The following is a 17,286-nucleotide window of genomic DNA, read 5'->3' on the forward strand; positions in this document are numbered from 1 at the left end:
CCCGTTCGGGCGGGGACCGCCCCTATGGTGACCGGAAGCCTGCCGGCGACCGTCCCTACGGGAACCGTGACGACCGCGGCAGCCAGGGCGGACGCCCCGCCGGCGATCGCGACAACCGCGGCGGCTACGGTGACCGTCCGGCCCGTTCGGGCGGGGACCGCCCCTATGGTGACCGGAAGCCTGCCGGCGACCGTCCCTACGGGAACCGTGACGACCGCGGCAGCCAGGGCGGACGCCCCGCCGGCGATCGCGACAACCGCGGCGGCTACGGTGACCGTCCGGCCCGTTCGGGCGGGGACCGCCCCTATGGTGACCGGAAGCCTGCGGGCGACCGTCCCTACGGGAACCGTGACGACCGCGGCGGCCAGGGCGGACGCGACAACCGCGGCGGCTACGGTGACCGACCGGCCCGTTCAGGCGGGGACCGTGACAACCGCGGCGCCGACCGCCCCATTGTCAACGGCCGCCGCGAAGACCGCAAGCCTTTTGGCGACCGCGACCGCGACCGTGACAACCACGGCGGCGACCGCCCCTACGGCAACCGGGATGACCACAAGCCCTCCGGCGACCGCGACAGCCGCGGTGGCAGCTACGGCGACCGTCCAGCCCGTTCGGTTGGCGACCGCCCCTACAACAGCCGCCCGCAAGGCGGCCGCGAGGACAGCGGACCGCGCACGCCGCCGGCACGCAATGCAGCGGACCTGCGCAGCTCCAACCGCCCTGACCGGGAGCGTTCACCGCAGATCGACAACGACGTCACCGGCGAAGAGCTCGACAAGGTTACGCGTGCCCAGCTGCGCATTCTGGACTCCCGCAACAACGAATGGGTCTCCAAGCACCTGGTCATGGCCGGCCGCCTAATTGACTTCGAGCCAGAACTGGCCTTTGAGCACGCATTGGCGGCCAGCCGCCGTGGCGGTCGCCTGGCCTGCGTCCGCGAAGCCGTCGCCATGACCGCCTACGCGGCCGGAAACTACTCCGAGGCACTTCGCGAACTGCGCACCTACCGCCGCATCAGCGGCTCAAACGTGCACTTGCCGCTCATGGCCGATTGTGAGCGGGGGCTGGGCCGTCCCGACAAGGCACTTGACCTGATTCAGTCCGAGGACGCCGCATCACTGGACACCGCCGGCAAGGTGGAGCTGGCCATTGTTGAATCCGGTGCCCGCGGCGACCTGGGAGAGTTGGACGCAGCCTTGTCCGCCCTGGAAATCCCACAGCTGGACATCAACCGCGCTTTCTCCTTCAGTCCGCGCCTCTTCCGCGCCTACGGCATGGTGCTGCGCGCCGCCGGCCGCAAGGATGAGGCCAAGACTTGGGAACGACAGGCACTTGTGGCTGAGGAAGCCCTTGGCCTGGATGACAGCACTGACTCGATCATCGTCGATCTGGGTGACGACGAGGATATTCCCTTGGATGCACCGCGTGTCCGTGTCTCCGATGTCATGGTCCCGGCCACCGCGCCGACGGCCGTGCAGCAGGACGAAGCGGACCACGACCACGTTGAGACCGAGGTCGACGACGCCGAATCGGACTACTTTGAATCCGACGACGCCGAGTCCGACGAAGACAGTGCCGACGACGATCTCGACGAGCCCAAAGAGCGGGACGAAGATCTCGACAAGGCCAGCGACCGCGACGACAAGGCCGATCCCGTGGACGGCGAGCACGATCAGCAGGAGGACTAGCGTTTTGCTCCGGGAGACTTTGCTCACTGGATTTGACGCCGTGCTGGCTGATCTGGACGGCGTGGTGTACGCCGGACCCAGCGCCATCCCCGGCGCCATAGACGCCCTCGTGGGCTTGGCAGGCGTCAACGTCAAGCTGGGCTACGTGACCAACAATGCGTCGCGCACCCCGGCCCACGTGGCAGCGCATCTGCGCGAACTCGGCGCACCCGCCGACGACGATCAGGTGGTCAGCTCGGCCCAGGCCGGCGCCGCCCTTCTGGCGGAAAAGTTCCCGAAGGGCAGCAAGGTCCTCGTCGTCGGCAGCAAGGCGCTGGTCCGCGAGATCGAACTGGTGGGCATGAAGTCCGTGGAAAGCGCCAAGGACGCCCCCGACGTCGTCATCCAGGGCTTTGAACCCAGCCTGGTCTGGACGGAACTTGCAGAGGCTGCGTTTGCCATCAACGGCGGCGCCGCCTGGATCGCGACCAACACCGACATGACCATTCCGCGCGACCGGGGGATCGCCCCCGGCAACGGGACGCTCGTCGCGGCAGTGCGTGCCGCCGTCGATCATGACCCGGTGGTGGCCGGCAAGCCGGAAGCGCCCCTGTTCCACACGGCAGCCAAGCGCCTCGGCGCCAGCGCCCCGCTGGTGATCGGAGACCGACTGGACACCGACATCCTCGGCGGCAACAACGCCGGCATGGCCACCGCGCTGGTGCTCACGGGGATTGACACCGCCGAATCAGCGCTCAAGGCAAGGTCCGCCGAACGGCCCCGGTTCATCATTGAAACGCTCAAGGATTTGTACCAGCCGTATCCGGAAGTCACGGAGACGGACGGCGTTTTCACGTGTGGCAGCGAATCGGCCACCGTTGAGAACGGCACCATCACTCTATCCAAGTCACAGAGCAGCGAAATCAATGGGTGGCGCGCCGTGTGTGCCGCCTGGTGGGCCGCCGTGCCGGAGTCGGACACGGTGACCGAGCCGCAGCTGACGTTTGCGCAAAAGATGACGGTGAACGAGACGGCGGACTCCGGTGAGTGAGAATCCGGACCCTTCTGCGGATGGCGCCTCCGGGACGGCCGACCCCGCTGTGGACGCCATCGTGACCCGCGCAGGGGAAGCAACCTCGCTGCCCACCGCGGACCACAACGGCCTGTACACCTCGCTCATGGAGCAGCTGCAGCGCGAACTCGACGCCGATCCCGCAGCGGGCATGGCCGGCGGCCCCGCCAACGGCACCAAGGGCGGGGCCGCATGACCCGTCTCGACCAGGAACTGGTGAACCGCAAGCTGGCGCGGTCGCGCACGCTGGCGGCGAGGTTGATCAAGGCCGGGCAGGTAAACGTCAACGGCACGACGGCGGCGAAGGCCTCCGAAGCCGTAAGTGCGGAAACTGGCATTGAACTGGCCGCCACCGCCAGCCCGGACTACGTTTCCCGGGCAGGGCACAAGCTGGCCGGGGCCCTCTCGCATTTCCCGGAAGTCACTGTGGCCGGCAAGTTCTGCTTTGACGCCGGGGCCTCCACCGGCGGTTTCACTGACGTGCTCCTGCGCAAGGGCGCAACACGGGTGGCCGCCGTCGATGTGGGCCACGGACAGCTGGTGCGGGAACTGCGCGAGGACACCCGCGTGGACGTCCATGAAGGCGTGAACATCCGGTACATGGAGGCCGCGGAAATAGGCGGCCAGGCAGACCTGACCGTCTGCGACCTCTCCTTCATCTCGCTGACCATGGTCATGGGACCGCTCGCGCTCGCGACACGCCCGGGCGGTGACCTTTTGCTGATGGTGAAACCGCAGTTTGAGGTGGGCCGGGAACGGCTGGCGAGGACCGGCGTTGTGAGCAGCGAAAACGAACGCAGGCGCGCCGTGGAACTCGTGGCCCGGGCCGCCGTCGCCAACGGGCTCGTGCTGCGCGGCCTGGGCCCCAGCACACTCCCCGGCCAGGAGGGAAATGTTGAGTATTTTCTGTGGGCAAGCCGTGAACTGTCGGCGCAGCCACATAAGATCGAAGAACAGGGCAGTGCCGTCGAGGAACTGCTGGCACAGCTCTGGCCCTGACGCCTACCTTTGAGGAAACCCAAGCACATGACACGCCGCGTCTTGATTCTGGCCCACACGGGGCGCGAGGAATCGATGATTGCCGCCCTTGAGGCGTGCGTGCAGCTCCATGCCAACAATATTGTGCCGGTCATGTACGCCGATGAACTGGCCGACATGACCGGTTATCTGGGCGTTTCCGACGTCAGCATGGAGATCCTGGACCGGGACGTCACTTTGGCCGACATTGAACTGGTCATGGTGCTTGGCGGCGACGGCACCATCCTGCGTGCGGCCGAACTGGTCCGCGACCATGACCTCCCGCTACTGGGCGTGAACCTGGGCCATGTGGGATTCCTGGCCGAAAGCGAACGGGCCGATCTGATCCAAACAGTGGACTGGGTGGTGCGCCGCGAATACTCGGTGGAGGAGCGAATGACCCTGGACGTGAAGGTCCGGGTCAAGGGAAAGGTGGTCACCCACACCTGGGCGCTCAACGAGGTGGCGCTGGAAAAAGGCAACCGCGAACGCATGATCGAAGTGGTCACCGAAGTGGACGGCCGCCCGTTGAGTTCCTTTGGCTGCGACGGCGTGGTCATGGCCACCCCCACCGGGTCCACGGCCTACGCCTTCTCCGCCGGCGGGCCCGTGGTGTGGCCCGAGGTGGAGGCCCTGCTCATGGTGCCCATCAGCGCCCACGCGCTCTTTGCCAAGCCGCTCGTGGTGGCACCGACGTCCACGCTCGCCGTGGAGGTGCTCACCCGCAACGGAGCCTACGGCGTGATCTGGTGCGACGGCCGCCGCACCGTGGACCTGCTGCCCGGCGCCCGCATCGAGGTGACCCGCTCCAGCAAACCGGTGAAACTGGCACGCACGCAGCAGTCCCCGTTCTCCGAGCGCCTGGTGCGCAAGTTTGAGCTGCCCGTGCAGGGCTGGCGCGGGCCTAGCGCCGAGGAAACGCCGCCGCCCACCACCCAGCTGCCCATCATCAGGACGCCCAAGCCCAAGTCGCAGCTGGAAGGGCCTCCCACCGGACCGCCGCCGCTGGTCCCGGACCTGACCGTCACCAACGAGCCGAACAACCTTGAGGGGGTCGCGCCACTTCATGATTGAGGAAATACGGATCCGCGACCTCGGGGTCATTTCCGAGTCCACGCTGCCCCTGGGCCCGGGCCTGAGCGTCGTCAGCGGTGAAACCGGCGCCGGAAAGACGATGGTGGTGACCGCCGTCGGACTTCTGCTGGGAAACCGTGCCGATGCGGGAGCCGTGCGCACCGGGGCCAAGAGCGCTTCCGCCGAGGCCACGCTCACCCTCCCCGCCGGGCATGCCGCCCTGGCACGTGCCCTGGAGGCCGGCGCCGACATTGACGAGTTCGACGGCGGCGCGGAGCTGATCCTGGCCCGCACGGTGGGTGCCGACGGGCGCAGCCGGGCGCATGTGGGTGGCCGCAGTGCCCCGATTGGCGTGCTGGCCGAGCTGGGGGAGACCCTGGTGGCGGTGCACGGGCAGTCGGACCAGATCCGGCTCAAGGGTGCCGGTCCCCAGCGTGAAGCGCTGGACAAGTTTGCCGCCGAGGCGCAAAAGTCGTTTCCCGCCGCGATGGCGAAGTACCGGGCCGTTTTTGAGCGGTGGCGGGCAGCGCAGGTGGAGCTGGAACTGCTGCGCACCTCCAGCCGGGAGCGGCTGCGTGAGGCCGAGTCGCTGACGGCAGCGCTGGCGGAGATCGACGCCGTGGAGCCTCTGGAGGCCGAGGACGAGCTCCTGAAGGCCGAGACCGTAAAGCTGGGCAACGTGGAGGAGCTGCGCCGGGCTTCCCTGGGCGCCCATGAGGCGTTGATTGCCGAGGACTATGGCGACGGGGCGGATGCCGTAACGCTGGTGGACACGGCCAAGCGCCTTTTGGAGACCGCGGCCGAATCCGATGACGCACTGGGTGAACTGGGAAAACGCGTCTCCGAGGTGGGGTATCTGCTGGCAGACATTGCCCGGGACCTGGCCGGCTATGCGACATCGCTGGACACTGAGGGGCCGGGCCGGCTCGCCGAGCTGGAGGACCGCCGCGGTGAACTGGCGGTGCTGGTCCGCAAGTACGCACCCAGCATTGACGAGGTGCTGGTGTGGGCGGACACGGCCCGTGCACGGCTGGCGGAGCTCACCGACGACTCCGGCCGGATAGAAACGCTGGAGGCCGAGGTTGCGGCCGCACTGCTTGAGCTGGAGACGCTCGCTGCAGATGTCACGAAGCTTCGCCGGTCCGCGGCGGACAAGCTGTCACGACAGGTCAGCGCCGAGCTGAAGGCGCTGGCCATGCCCGACGCCAGGCTTGTCATTGAGCTGGCACCGGCCGAACGCGGCATCCATGGCGCCGACGACATCACGTTCCTGCTCCAGCCGCACGCCGGCGCTTCGCCGCGGCCGCTGGGCAAGGGGGCCTCCGGCGGCGAGCTCTCCCGGGTGATGCTGGCGCTGGAAGTGGTGCTGGCCGCCGTCGACCCCGTCCCCACGTTCGTGTTCGACGAGGTGGACTCGGGGGTGGGGGGCAAGGCCGCCGTTGAAATTGGGCGCCGGCTGGCCATGCTGGCCCGGCACGTCCAGGTCCTGGTGGTCACCCACCTGCCGCAGGTGGCGGCGTTTGCGGACCAGCACATTTTGGTGACGAAAAGCTCTGTGGGCAATAACTCCTCCGGGGGCATCACGACCAGCAATGTGCGGCTTTTGGATGATGGGGAGCGGGTGCGTGAACTGGCCCGGATGCTGGCAGGGCAGGAGGATTCGGCAACGGCACAGGCCCACGCCAGGGAACTGCTGGCGGACGCCCGTGCGGCAACACCGTAGGAAGAACCCGTTTTACGCAGTGTTTGGCACCATGGTGGCAGACCTTGAAAGAACCCATGCTGGCTCAATAGATGATAGGCTCGAATTCCGTGGTGCAACGATCAAATTCCCGGTTCAGTGGTCAGTCCAAGACGACCAAACACATCTTCGTCACCGGCGGTGTCGCGTCATCGCTCGGCAAGGGGTTGACGGCGTCCAGCCTCGGCCATCTTCTCCGTGCACGCGGCCTTTCGGTCACAATGCAAAAGCTCGATCCCTACCTCAACGTGGATCCGGGCACAATGAATCCCTTCCAGCACGGTGAAGTCTTCGTCACGGACGACGGCGCCGAAACGGATCTCGACATCGGCCACTACGAGCGCTTCCTGGACGAAAACCTCGAAGGCTCCGCCAATGTCACCACCGGCCAGGTGTATTCCACGGTGATCGCGAAGGAACGCCGCGGCGAATACCTGGGCGACACCGTCCAGGTCATCCCGCACATCACCGATGAAATCAAGCGCCGCATGCGCCTGCCCGCCGAGGGACCCGACGCCCCCGACGTCATCATCACCGAAATTGGCGGCACCGTGGGCGACATCGAGTCCCAGCCGTTCCTGGAGTCCGCACGCCAGGTGCGCCAGGACGTGGGCCGCAACAACGTGTTCTTCGCCCATGTGTCCCTGGTGCCCTACATTGGCCCGTCGCAGGAACTGAAAACCAAGCCCACGCAGCACTCCGTGGCCGCACTGCGCTCCCTGGGCATCCAGCCCGACGCCATCATCCTGCGCTCCGACCGCGTCCTGCCCGAAGCGATGCACGCCAAGATCGGCCGTGCCTGCGATGTCGACGTGGAAGCCGTGATCGGCTGCCCGGACGCGCCGAGCATCTATGACATCCCGAAAACGCTGCACTCGCAGGGCCTGGACTCCTACATCGTCCGCGCGCTGGACCTGCCGTTCAAGGACGTGGACTGGACCAAGTGGGACAAACTGCTCGAGGCCGTCCACAACCCGTCCCACGACGTTGAGATCGCCCTGGTGGGCAAGTACATCGAACTGCCTGACGCCTACCTGTCCGTGACCGAGGCCCTGCGCGCCGGCGGCTTTGCCAACAGCACGAGGGTCAAGATCCGCTGGGTCCCTTCCGACGACTGCGCCACGGAAGCGGGTGCCATTCATGCGCTCTCCGATGTGGACGGCATCTGCGTGCCCGGCGGCTTCGGCATCCGCGGCCTGGAAGGCAAGCTCGGCGCCCTGAAGTATGCCCGCGAAAACCAGCTTCCCACCCTGGGCCTGTGCCTTGGCCTGCAGTGCATGGTCATCGAGTATGCCCGCGACGTGGTGGGCCTGGACGGGGCGTCCTCCTCCGAGTTTGATGCGAACCCGAAGTACCCGGTCATCGCCACCATGGAAGAGCAGCTGGACATTGTGGACGGCAAGGGCGACCTTGGCGGCACCATGCGCCTGGGCCTGTACCCGGCCGTTCTCACCAAGGGCTCGGTCATTGCCGAAACCTATGGCAGGACCGAGGTTGCCGAGCGGCACCGCCACCGCTACGAGGTGAACAACAAGTACCGCGAGCAGATTGCTGCGGCAGGGCTCGTCTTCTCGGGCACGTCGCCGGACGGCAAGCTCGTGGAATTTGTTGAATTGCCCCGCGAGGTGCACCCGTACTACGTCTCCACCCAGGCCCACCCGGAACTGAGTTCGCGCCCGACCCGCCCGCACCCGCTCTTTGCCGGCCTGATCGCCGCAGCGCTGGATCGCCAGAACGCCACCCGGCTGCTGGAGGTCTAGTGACCGCGCCCGGTACACCGCCGACGGTGGACACCTTGCACCAGGCGGGGGAGCCGGTGGCTGATGTTCCCAGCCACAGGCCCCTGCAGTCATCATCGACGGTGTACCGGGGCCGCATCTGGGACGTCGTCTCAGACACCTTCAGCCTGACCCCGGGCGCTGCGCCGCTCACGCGCGACTACATCGCGCATCCGGGAGCCGTGGCCGTGGTGGTGCTCAATGACCGCAACCAGGTGCTGCTCCTGAGCCAGTACCGCCACCCCGTCCAAATGGTCCTGTGGGAGATCCCGGCCGGCCTGCTGGACATCGAGGGTGAGGACTTTGTGGTGGGAGCCGCGCGCGAACTGGCGGAGGAAGCTGACATTGCCTGCGCCGAGTGGCACGTGCTGACCGACTTCTTTACCACCCCCGGCTCTTCCAGTGAGGCCATCCGGATCTACTTGGCACGGGGGCTGTCCGAGGTGCCCGAAGCCGACCGGCACGTGCGCACGGAGGAGGAAGCGGAGATCGCGTTCCGCTGGGTTGACCTCGAGGAAGCAGCCGCCGCCGTGCTGGAGGGGCGCATTCACAACCCGTCCGCCGTCGTCGGCATCCTGGCAGCCTCGGCGGCGGCCCGGAGCGGCTTCGCCACCCTGCGTGAAGCCGGCGCCCCTTGGCCGGAGCACCCCAGCCAACGCGGCAAATGAAAGCCGGCGCGGCTGCGGCGGACGCCTCCACCGCCGCAAGCACCGAGATGGGCAGGGCCATCGGGGACTACCTGCAGCACGTCGGCGTGGAGCGGGGCCTGGCCGCCAACACCCTGCAGGCCTACCGCCGCGACCTGCTGCGCTATGGACGCTTCCTGTCCGGGATTCCCGTGGCGGCCCCTGGGGATGTCACCCGCCACCACGTGAGCGCGTTTGCCCAGGCCCTGTCCGACGGCGGCGACGGCGGTTCCGCGCTGGGCCTTCGGTCCGCGGCGCGTACCATCGTGGCGGTGCGTGGGCTGCACAAATTCTGGGCGCTGGAGGGGCTGACGGAGGCCGACCCCGCCGCCGACGTTCACCCGCCCATGGCCGGGCGCCGCCTGCCCAAGGCCATCAGTGTTGACGATGTTGCCCGGATCCTGGAGGCCGCCGGCTCGGACAGTGCCCCGGGCCTGCGCGACACCGCGATGCTGGAATTCCTGTATTCCACCGGTGCCCGCATCAGCGAGGCAGTCGGGCTCGACGTGGACGACCTGGTCCTTTCGCGTTCGGAGGACGACGGCCCGTCCCTGGTGCGGCTTTTCGGCAAGGGCTCCAAGGAGCGCCTGGTGCCGATCGGCTCGTATGCGGTGCGTGCCCTGGAGTCGTACCTGGTGCGGGGGCGGGGATCGCTGGCCGCCAAGGGCAGGGGCACCCCGGCCCTGTTCCTGAACACCCGCGGCGGGCGGATCAGCCGGCAAAGCGCCTGGAGCATTTTGAAAGTTGCCGCGGACAAGGCCGGCGTTGCCGCGGACGTCTCACCGCACACGCTGCGCCACTCCTTCGCCACCCACCTGCTGGAGGGCGGCGCCGACGTGCGCGTTGTGCAGGAACTGCTCGGCCACGCCTCCGTGACCACCACGCAGGTCTACACGCTGGTCACGGCCGAAACCCTGCGGGAAGTTTATGCCGCAGCGCACCCGCGGGCACTTGGCTAGCCGTTGGCGGCCCTGGGTGCACCGATGCCTGGATTGACCTGATGCGGACCTGCTGCCGACGGCCGGACATCGAAGTCAAACATGGCCGTGGGCAGGTAGACGGTGGAGCACGAATTTGGGATGTCCACGACGCCGGACAGGCGCCCCTCGATGGGTGCGGCGCCCAGAAGCAGGTAGGCCTGCTCCGGGCTGTAGCCAAACTTGACCAGGTAGTCGATGGCGTGCAGGCAAGCCCGCTGGTAGGACAAGTGTGAATCGAGGTAGCGCTGCTCGCCGTCGAGCGTGACGGAGGTGCCGGAAAAGGCCAGCCATTCGCTGAACTGCGGTTCCACCCGCCCCGGCATGAAGATGGCATTCTCGCTGACCCCGTAGGTGTCCATGCCGCCCTTGATGATGTCGACGCGCAGGTCGATGAACCCGCCCATCTCGATGGCGCCGCAGAAGGTGATCTCGCCGTCGCCCTGGGAGAAATGGAGGTCACCCACGGACAGATTGGCGCCGTCGACGAACACCGGATAGAAGATGCGTGAACCCTTGGAGAGGTTCTTGATGTCCTGGTTTCCGCCGTTCTCGCGTGGTGGGGCGGTCCGGGCGGCCTCGGAACCGACGCGCGCCCACTGATCGCGGGGGAGTCCCCCGAGCACCGCATGTTCGGCCTCGGGAGGCAATGCCAGCGGGGGCACGCGGAGTGGATCGGTGGCAATAAGGTCCCCTTCGCGCTTGTTCCAGGTGGCCAGCAATTGCGCTGAGGGGGCCGTGCCCATGAGCCCGGGATGGATCAGCCCTTCAAAGCGAACCTCCGGCACGTGGCGGGAGGTCGCCACCTGGCCCGTAAAGTCCCAGACCGCCTTGTAGGCGTCGGGGAATTGCTCGGTGAGGAAGCCGCCGCCATTGTTGCGGGAAAAGATGCCGGTGTAGCCCCAGCCCTGACCGGCCAAGGGTCCGGAGTCCTCCTGCGGGATGGGACCCACATCAAGGATGTCCACAATGAGCAGGTCCCCGGGCTTGGCTCCTTCGACGGCGAAGGGTCCGGAAAGTTTATGCACGGTCAGCAGCGGGGCGTTGAGTATGTCCTGGGCGGAGTCGTCATTGACGATGGCCCCGTCAAACCACTCCCGGCAGTCCACCCGAAAGGAGTCGCCCGGCTTGACCGTCGCCACCGGCGGGACTTCCGGGTGCCAGCGGTTATGGCCCAACTTTTCCTGGTCCTCAAATTTTTTGGCGGAATCGAGCGGGAACAAAACATCAGGCATGGTCTTTCTCCTTGCGATCGCGGCGGGTCGGATGGGGCAGGCTGGTGCTTGGCCGGGCGTGTCACTGGCGGGGAAGCTTTTGGTGCAGCGGGTTGGGCGAATAGGCGCGCTGACGGCCGGGCTTCCCCGGCCCAGGTGACGATACGACCGCCGGTGAGTGGGCGCTGCGCTTGGTGGCGTCGATCAGCGAATATGCTGCGGTGCCGGCGATGGAGAGCCGCGGCGGTGAAATGCGCCTGCGGGCCGGGGCGCCGCAGTCCGGGCAGTTGAGGCTGTCGGGCACCTCTACCATGGAGTGGGCGGCTTCAAACGTTGTGCCGTCGGTGCAACGGAATTCATACAGCGGCATGGACCACTCCCAAAATGTGGAATTTCCCCAAGGTCATTGGGCGTCTTCCCTGCCAAGCTATCCTGCGCATTAGAGCCCGTCAATGGCTCGCGGGCCGTCCCGCGCGGACCCGAAGGTGGCTTAGGCTGGCCGTATGACTGCCGCCGCCGTGACCCTGTGTTTTTTGCTCCGCACCGCCGACAGCGGTGAGCAGGTGCTGCTGGGCCTTAAAAAGACGGGCTTTGGCACGGGCAAGGTGGTCGGGATCGGCGGACATGTGGAAGCGGGGGAGACCACCGGACAGGCGATCTGCCGTGAGGTGGCAGAGGAAACCGGCATTGCGGTGTTGGAGGCGGACCTGATCCCGGCCGGCGTCGTGGACTTTGTCTTCCCCGCCCGGCCTGAATGGGACATGAACACTGTGGTGTACCTGTGCCGCACTTTTGCCGGTGTCGAACAGGAAAGCGATGAGATCGCCCCGCGGTGGTATGGGGTGGGGCAACTGCCGGAAGCCCAGATGTGGGCCGACGCCGTCCGCTGGCTGCCGGCATTCCTCGCCGGGGACCGGGCACACTGGCGCATCGTAATGAACCCGGACAACGAGACCGTCGCCGCCAGCACCCGCACACTTAAGTAGCCGCCGGCACCCTGCTCCCTCAATCAACTGTGAGCCGGAAACTGCAACGGGTCAGGGCTTGGCGACAGTCAGCAGAAAAGTCGAGTCCTCCAGGGCCTTGACGGAGTGGCGGGCGTTGGGCACCACCAGGTGGTCCCCAGCGGAGCCTTCCCAGGACACCTCCCCGGTGGCCAGCACCAGGCGCCCGCTGAGGACCTGGACCGTGGCTTCGCCGGGGTTGTCGTGTTCGTCCAGCATGGAACCGGCCGTCAACGCGACCACCGTTTGGCGCAGCACCCGCTCGTGCCCGCCGTAAACGGTCCGCGCGCTGCGCCCACTGGTGCCGGCCTTGGCATTTCCCAGCAGTTCCCGGGCCAGTGCAGTTAAAGATGATTTTTCCACGATGCTCCTTCAAATGTTCCGGGTGTGAGCCAGGTCCCATTTACACTACCTGCAATCACGGGATGACACCGGTGAACCCGAAAGGAAAAAAGCTTGTTGAGGTTGGAGATAATCCCCTGCCGCTCCCACTGCCCGCAAGCCCGCAGCGGGTCCCTCGCGGCCGGCGGCCCACCTATTCGTCCCTTATAGGCGTCAGCCCACGTGGCGTTCGTCCACTCCGTTGTACGCGCTCAGCGGGCGGATCAACGCGTTCGCGGCGCGCTGTTCCATGATGTGTGCCGTCCAGCCGGTGATGCGCGAGGCAATGAAGATAGGCGTGAACATGTCCGTGTCGAAGCCCATCAGGTGGTACGTGGGCCCGGCCGGGTAGTCCAGGTTCGGCTTGATGTTCTTCGCCTCGGCCATGGCCGATTCCAGTCCGTCGTAGAGGCCCAGCATTTCCGGCCGGTCAAAGTACGCGATCATTTTGTCCAGCGCACCCTTCATGGTGGGCACGCGGGAATCGCCGTTCTTGTAAACACGGTGCCCGAAGCCCATGACCTTCTTCTTTCGGGCCAGGGCGTCCTCCATCCACGCCTTGGCGCGGGCGGCTGCCTCCTCGCGGGATTCCTCCTTGCGGATCCCGATCTCGTCGAAGGTGTGCATGACGGCCTCGTTGGCGCCGCCGTGCAGCGGGCCCTTCAAGGCGCCGATGGCCCCGGTGACGGCCGAGTGCAGATCGGAGAGCGTGGACGTGATGACCCGGGCCGTGAACGTGGAGGCGTTGAAGGAGTGCTCCGCGTAGAGCACCATGGACACGCGGAACGCGTCCGCCACCTCGGACGGCGCTTCCTCGCCGAACGTCATCCACAGAAAGTTCTGCGCGTAGTCCAGGTCCTCCCGCGGTTCCACCAAGGCCTGCGAACGACGGCGGCGCTGGTCGTAGGCGACGACGGCCGGGAAGTGTGCGAAAAGGGACTTCGCCTTCTCCAGCTCGGCCGCAGGCGAGGAGTCCTCGGCCAGTGCGTGGTTGGCACCCAGCACGGAGACCGCGGTGCGGGCGACGTCCATCGGGTGGCAGTGGAGCGGCAGCAGGTCAATGGCGGCGCGCACATTGGCATCGAGGGCGCGGTTGGCCCGCTCAAAGGCCTCGAACACCGTCAGCTCATCTTCGGTGGGCAGCTCGCCGGTCCACAGCAGCAGTGCCACCTCCTCAAAGGACTTGCCGGCGGCCAGTTCCTGCACCGGATAGCCGCGGTACAGCAGGGAGTTGGACTCCGGGTTCACCTTGGAGATGGCCGTGTAGTCGGCCACGACGCCGGCAAGGCCCCTACGTACGTCTTCGTCGCTCACAGTGGGTGCTCCTTAATTTCAAAATGAACCATTGCTTAGAGGTTCGCGTTGTTGGTGCTGATGTCCAGGCCCGGGACCTGGAAATTGAAGATGCCTGTATCAAACTGGTTATACGCTTCGTAGTCAACCAGTTCATAGAGCCGGGCGCGAGTCAGCATCTCCGGCACGGCGGCAAGCTGGGTGCCGTCGGCGGAAATTGCGTCGAGCACGCGCTCGGCAGCGCCCATGGCGCTGCGCAGCAGGGTTACGGGGTAGATGATCATGGCCACGCCGGCCGCGGCAAGGGCGTCCCGCGTGAACAGTTCGCTCTTGCCAAACTCCGTCATGTTCGCCAGCACCGGCACGTTCACGGCCTTGCACACGGCCTCAAACTCGGCGACGCTCTTCATGGCCTCCGGGAAGATGGCGTCCGCGCCGGCGTCAACCAGGGCCTTTGCCCGGTCAATCGCCACGTCCAGCCCCTCGACGGCGCGGATGTCGGTGCGGGCCATGATGAGGAAGTTTTCATCGCGGCGGGCGTCGGCGGCGGCGGCGATCCGCTTGACGGCCGTGTCCAGGTCCACCATGTTCTTGCCGTCCAGGTGGCCGCAGCGCTTCGGGTTGAACTGGTCCTCGATGTGGCAGCCGGCCAGCCCCGCATTTTCCAGTTCCTGGATGGTGCGGGCCACGTTCATCGGCTCGCCAAAGCCGGTGTCCGCGTCGATGAGGCAGGGCAGGTCCGTCATGCGCGCAATCTGCCCGCCGCGGGCCGCCACTTCGGTCAGCGTCGTCATGCCAATGTCGGGCAGGCCCAAATCATTGGCGAGGACCGCGCCGGAGATGTAGACGCCGGCGAACTTCTTTTCCTCAATGAGCCGGGCCGAGAGCGGATTGAACGCGCCGGGGAACTGGCGGGCCGCGCCCGGAACCAGCATGGCGCGCAGCTCCCGGCGCTTCTGCTCCGAAGTCTTCTTGGAGTACAGCATGCTAGAACAGCCCCTTCGGTGCATCGGCCGGATTCACGACGCCGGGCGCCGCGGTGATGTTGAGCTGGTCCAGTTCCCCGCTGGCCAGTTTCGGCAGATTCTCCGCTGCCGCGATGAAGCGGTCAATCTCGGCTTCCTCGACGAGGCCCGTGGCCAGGGTGCGGAACTTGTTGATGTACTGCGCGCGGGCAAACGGCCGGGCGCCAAGTGGATGCGCGTCGGCCACGGCAATGGACTCCGTGATGACCGTGCCGTCGTTGAGCGTGATTACCACGGTGCCGCCGAAGGCCTTCTCCGCAATGTCCAGGGAGTGGTACCGGCGGGTCCACTCGGCGTCCTCCTCCGTGGTGACCTTGTGCCACAGCTCAACAGTGTCGGGCCGGCCGGCACGCTCGGGGGAGTAGGAGTCCACGTGGTGCCAGGAGCCGTCCTGCAGGGCCACCGTGAAGATGTACGGGATCGAGTGGTCAAGGGTTTCCCGCGATGCGGTGGGATCGTACTTCTGGGGGTCGTTGGCCCCGGAGCCGATCACGTAATGCGTGTGGTGGCTGGTCTTGATCAGCACGCTGGCAACGTTGGCCGGGTCGGTGGCCTCGGGGTGTTCGCCGTGCAGCTTGCGGGCCAGGTCAATCCACGCCTGTGCCTGGTACTCGGCCGAGTGCTCCTTGGTGTACGTGTCCAAGATGGCACGCTTCGCCTCGCCGTCGGCTGGCAGCGGCACGGTGTACTGGGCGTCCGGGCCGTCCAGCATCCAGGCGATGACACCGTCTTCGCCCTCGTAGATCGGGACCGGGGAGGTTTGGCCGCGCATGGCACGGTCCGCGGCCTCAACGGCCATCTTGCCGGCAAACGCCGGGGCGTGCGCCTTCCAGGTGGAGATTTCGCCCTTGCGTGACTGGCGGGTGGCCGTCGTCGTATGCAGGCCCTGACCCACGGCCTGGAAGATGGTCTCCACCTCCAGCCCCAGCAGGGTGCCGATGCCGGCCGCGGCGGACGGGCCGAGGTGGGCCACATGGTCAATCTTGTGCTTGTGCAGGCAGATGGCCTTGACCAGGTTCACCTGGATCTCGTAGCCGGTGGCAATGCCGCGGATCAGCTCGGCACCGGAGGCACCGGTGTGCTGTGCGACGGCGAGGATCGGCGGGATGTTGTCTCCCGGGTGGGAGTACTCGGCGGCCAGGAAGGTGTCGTGGTAGTCGAGTTCGCGCACGGCCACGCCATTGGCCCAGGCGGCCCACTCGGGGGAGACCAATTCGGCGATGCCGAAGACGTTGGCGCCGGTTCCGCCGGTGGACGGGGCGTGGGAAAGAGCCTGGGCGCGGGCGGCGACGATGGGTCCGCGGTTCAGGGACGCGATGGCCACGGAGGCGTTGTCGATCACGCGGTTGATGATCATGTCGGTGACCTCGGCGTCCACGGCGACGGGATCGGCGGCAACCTTGGCGATCTTGTAGGCGAGTTGATTCTCGCGGGGGAGGTTTTCTTCGCTCTTGTAAACGCGGACGTTGTGCTGGATAACCATGGGGATTCCTTTTTTCGACGAAGTGAACAAATCGTAGCCGGTGTTGGAGCTTTCAGGGTGCGGCGCGGCCGGCCAACAGGCGGCGGAGGCTGTTGTCGAGGTGGACGGTGGTGGCGGCGCTTGCCACGACGGCGTTGCCGTTGGCGATGGCAAGGGCAATGTCCGCGTGTTCCCGGGCGGCGTCGCGCAGCCGAGCCGGGTTGTCCTTGGAGAGCCGGCGCACGCGCACCAGGTGCACGCGCAGGCCTTTCAGGGCCTGGGCCAGGTAGTGGTTGCCGGCGGCGGTGTCGATCGCCGTGTCCAGCTCCCCGGCCAGCCGGTAGTAGTCGTGCCGCGCGGGGTCCGCATCGGTGATGAGCCGTCCGGCGTCGCCGAGCTGGCGGTGCAGCTCGAGGAACACCTCGGGGTCGCGTTTGTTGGCAGCCAGCTCCGCGGCCCGGCATTCCAGTGCAGAACGCAGCTCAAACAGTTCATCCACGTGGTCTAGGGAAATCCCGCTCACCACGGTGCCGCGGCCGCTTTGCGGTTCGGCCAGCCCCTCGGCGCTCAGCCGGGCAAGTGCTTCCCGGACCGGGGTGCGTGAGACGCCCAGGCGTGCGGACAGCTCCACTTCGGCCAGCACGGTTCCCGGCGGAAGCCGCCAGTCCACGATGTCGCTGCGCAGGGTGGTGTATGCCTTCTCGCTTGCCCGCATCAGCTCTTCCCTCCGCCCGCCTGCCGCCTCCGGCGGCTGACTGCCACCGGTTCCATCATTGTATACATAGAACCATTTCATGGCGAATAATTCCCTGAATATTCAAACTAATAAAGGGTTGTGTATACAGAAAGCTTGCCTCGGGACGCTGCCACCCGTTAGCATGACACTCATCACATC

At 66.6% G+C, this 17,286-nt stretch carries 17 protein-coding genes; 10 read left to right on the top strand and 7 right to left on the bottom strand.

Features of this window, described 5'->3' with window-relative positions:
• The 9 genes from CVV68_RS24230 to xerD form a co-directional block, all read left to right on the top strand.
• On the top strand, nucleotides 1-1,688 hold a 1,688-nt coding region (locus CVV68_RS24230), incomplete at its 5' end, for a hypothetical protein (RefSeq protein WP_245933483.1).
• 4 nt (nucleotides 1,689-1,692) lie between these two features.
• A complete protein-coding gene (locus tag CVV68_RS11365) occupies nucleotides 1,693-2,718 on the top strand; it encodes an HAD-IIA family hydrolase (RefSeq protein WP_110501123.1) in 1,026 nt (341 codons plus the stop codon).
• Complete coding sequence (locus CVV68_RS11370) at nucleotides 2,711-2,935, top strand: hypothetical protein (protein ID WP_110501124.1); 225 nt, start codon at nucleotides 2,711-2,713, stop codon at nucleotides 2,933-2,935. Before CVV68_RS11365 ends, CVV68_RS11370 begins: the two co-directional genes overlap by 8 nt.
• A complete protein-coding gene (locus tag CVV68_RS11375) occupies nucleotides 2,932-3,738 on the top strand; it encodes a TlyA family RNA methyltransferase (protein ID WP_110501125.1) in 807 nt (268 codons plus the stop codon). The genes CVV68_RS11370 and CVV68_RS11375 overlap by 4 nt, the downstream gene beginning before the upstream one ends.
• Before the next feature lie 27 nt (nucleotides 3,739-3,765).
• Entirely contained in the window at nucleotides 3,766-4,830 is a 1,065-nt protein-coding gene (locus CVV68_RS11380; protein ID WP_110501126.1) for an NAD kinase, read from the top strand.
• Entirely contained in the window at nucleotides 4,823-6,553 is a 1,731-nt protein-coding gene (recN, locus tag CVV68_RS11385; protein ID WP_110501127.1) for a DNA repair protein RecN, read from the top strand. Before CVV68_RS11380 ends, recN begins: the two co-directional genes overlap by 8 nt.
• Before the next feature lie 71 nt (nucleotides 6,554-6,624).
• Entirely contained in the window at nucleotides 6,625-8,331 is a 1,707-nt protein-coding gene (pyrG, locus tag CVV68_RS11390) for a CTP synthase (RefSeq protein ID WP_110501128.1), read from the top strand.
• Nucleotides 8,331-9,017, top strand: a complete 687-nt coding sequence (locus CVV68_RS11395) for an NUDIX domain-containing protein (protein WP_438502632.1) — start codon at nucleotides 8,331-8,333, stop codon at nucleotides 9,015-9,017. Before pyrG ends, CVV68_RS11395 begins: the two co-directional genes overlap by 1 nt.
• Nucleotides 9,014-9,994 (top strand): site-specific tyrosine recombinase XerD, encoded by a 981-nt coding sequence (xerD, locus tag CVV68_RS11400; RefSeq protein ID WP_110501129.1) that lies wholly within the window; start codon nucleotides 9,014-9,016, stop codon nucleotides 9,992-9,994. Before CVV68_RS11395 ends, xerD begins: the two co-directional genes overlap by 4 nt.
• Here xerD and fmdA read toward each other — a convergent pair.
• Entirely contained in the window at nucleotides 9,991-11,247 is a 1,257-nt protein-coding gene (fmdA, locus tag CVV68_RS11405) for a formamidase (protein WP_110501130.1), read from the bottom strand. The genes xerD and fmdA overlap by 4 nt on opposite strands.
• A 61-nt stretch (nucleotides 11,248-11,308) precedes the next feature.
• Nucleotides 11,309-11,596 (bottom strand): FmdB family zinc ribbon protein, encoded by a 288-nt coding sequence (locus tag CVV68_RS11410; RefSeq protein WP_110501131.1) that lies wholly within the window; start codon nucleotides 11,594-11,596, stop codon nucleotides 11,309-11,311.
• 133 nt (nucleotides 11,597-11,729) lie between these two features.
• Here CVV68_RS11410 and CVV68_RS11415 point away from each other — a divergent pair, with 133 nt between their 5' ends.
• Nucleotides 11,730-12,212 carry an 8-oxo-dGTP diphosphatase gene (locus CVV68_RS11415; protein ID WP_110501132.1) on the top strand — a complete coding sequence of 161 codons (483 nt, stop codon included), beginning with the start codon at nucleotides 11,730-11,732 and terminating at the stop codon, nucleotides 12,210-12,212.
• A 51-nt stretch (nucleotides 12,213-12,263) separates the two neighbouring features.
• Here the strand turns inward: CVV68_RS11415 and CVV68_RS11420 are convergent, their stop codons facing one another.
• The 5 genes from CVV68_RS11420 to CVV68_RS11440 form a co-directional block, all read right to left on the bottom strand.
• Nucleotides 12,264-12,593 (bottom strand): cupin domain-containing protein, encoded by a 330-nt coding sequence (locus CVV68_RS11420; RefSeq protein ID WP_110501133.1) that lies wholly within the window; start codon nucleotides 12,591-12,593, stop codon nucleotides 12,264-12,266.
• A 192-nt stretch (nucleotides 12,594-12,785) separates the two neighbouring features.
• A complete protein-coding gene (locus CVV68_RS11425) occupies nucleotides 12,786-13,925 on the bottom strand; it encodes a bifunctional 2-methylcitrate synthase/citrate synthase (protein WP_110501134.1) in 1,140 nt (379 codons plus the stop codon).
• Between the two features lie 35 nt (nucleotides 13,926-13,960).
• Nucleotides 13,961-14,890 carry a methylisocitrate lyase gene (gene prpB / locus CVV68_RS11430; protein ID WP_110501135.1) on the bottom strand — a complete coding sequence of 310 codons (930 nt, stop codon included), beginning with the start codon at nucleotides 14,888-14,890 and terminating at the stop codon, nucleotides 13,961-13,963.
• A 1-nt stretch (nucleotide 14,891) separates the two neighbouring features.
• Complete coding sequence (locus tag CVV68_RS11435) at nucleotides 14,892-16,412, bottom strand: MmgE/PrpD family protein (protein WP_110501136.1); 1,521 nt, start codon at nucleotides 16,410-16,412, stop codon at nucleotides 14,892-14,894.
• A gap of 52 nt (nucleotides 16,413-16,464) precedes the next feature.
• Nucleotides 16,465-17,106, bottom strand: a complete 642-nt coding sequence (locus tag CVV68_RS11440) for a GntR family transcriptional regulator (RefSeq protein ID WP_110501137.1) — start codon at nucleotides 17,104-17,106, stop codon at nucleotides 16,465-16,467.
• Between the last annotated feature and the right edge of the window lie 180 nt (nucleotides 17,107-17,286).

Source organism: Arthrobacter livingstonensis, from assembly GCF_003219815.1.
Classification (GTDB): domain Bacteria; phylum Actinomycetota; class Actinomycetes; order Actinomycetales; family Micrococcaceae; genus Specibacter; species Specibacter livingstonensis.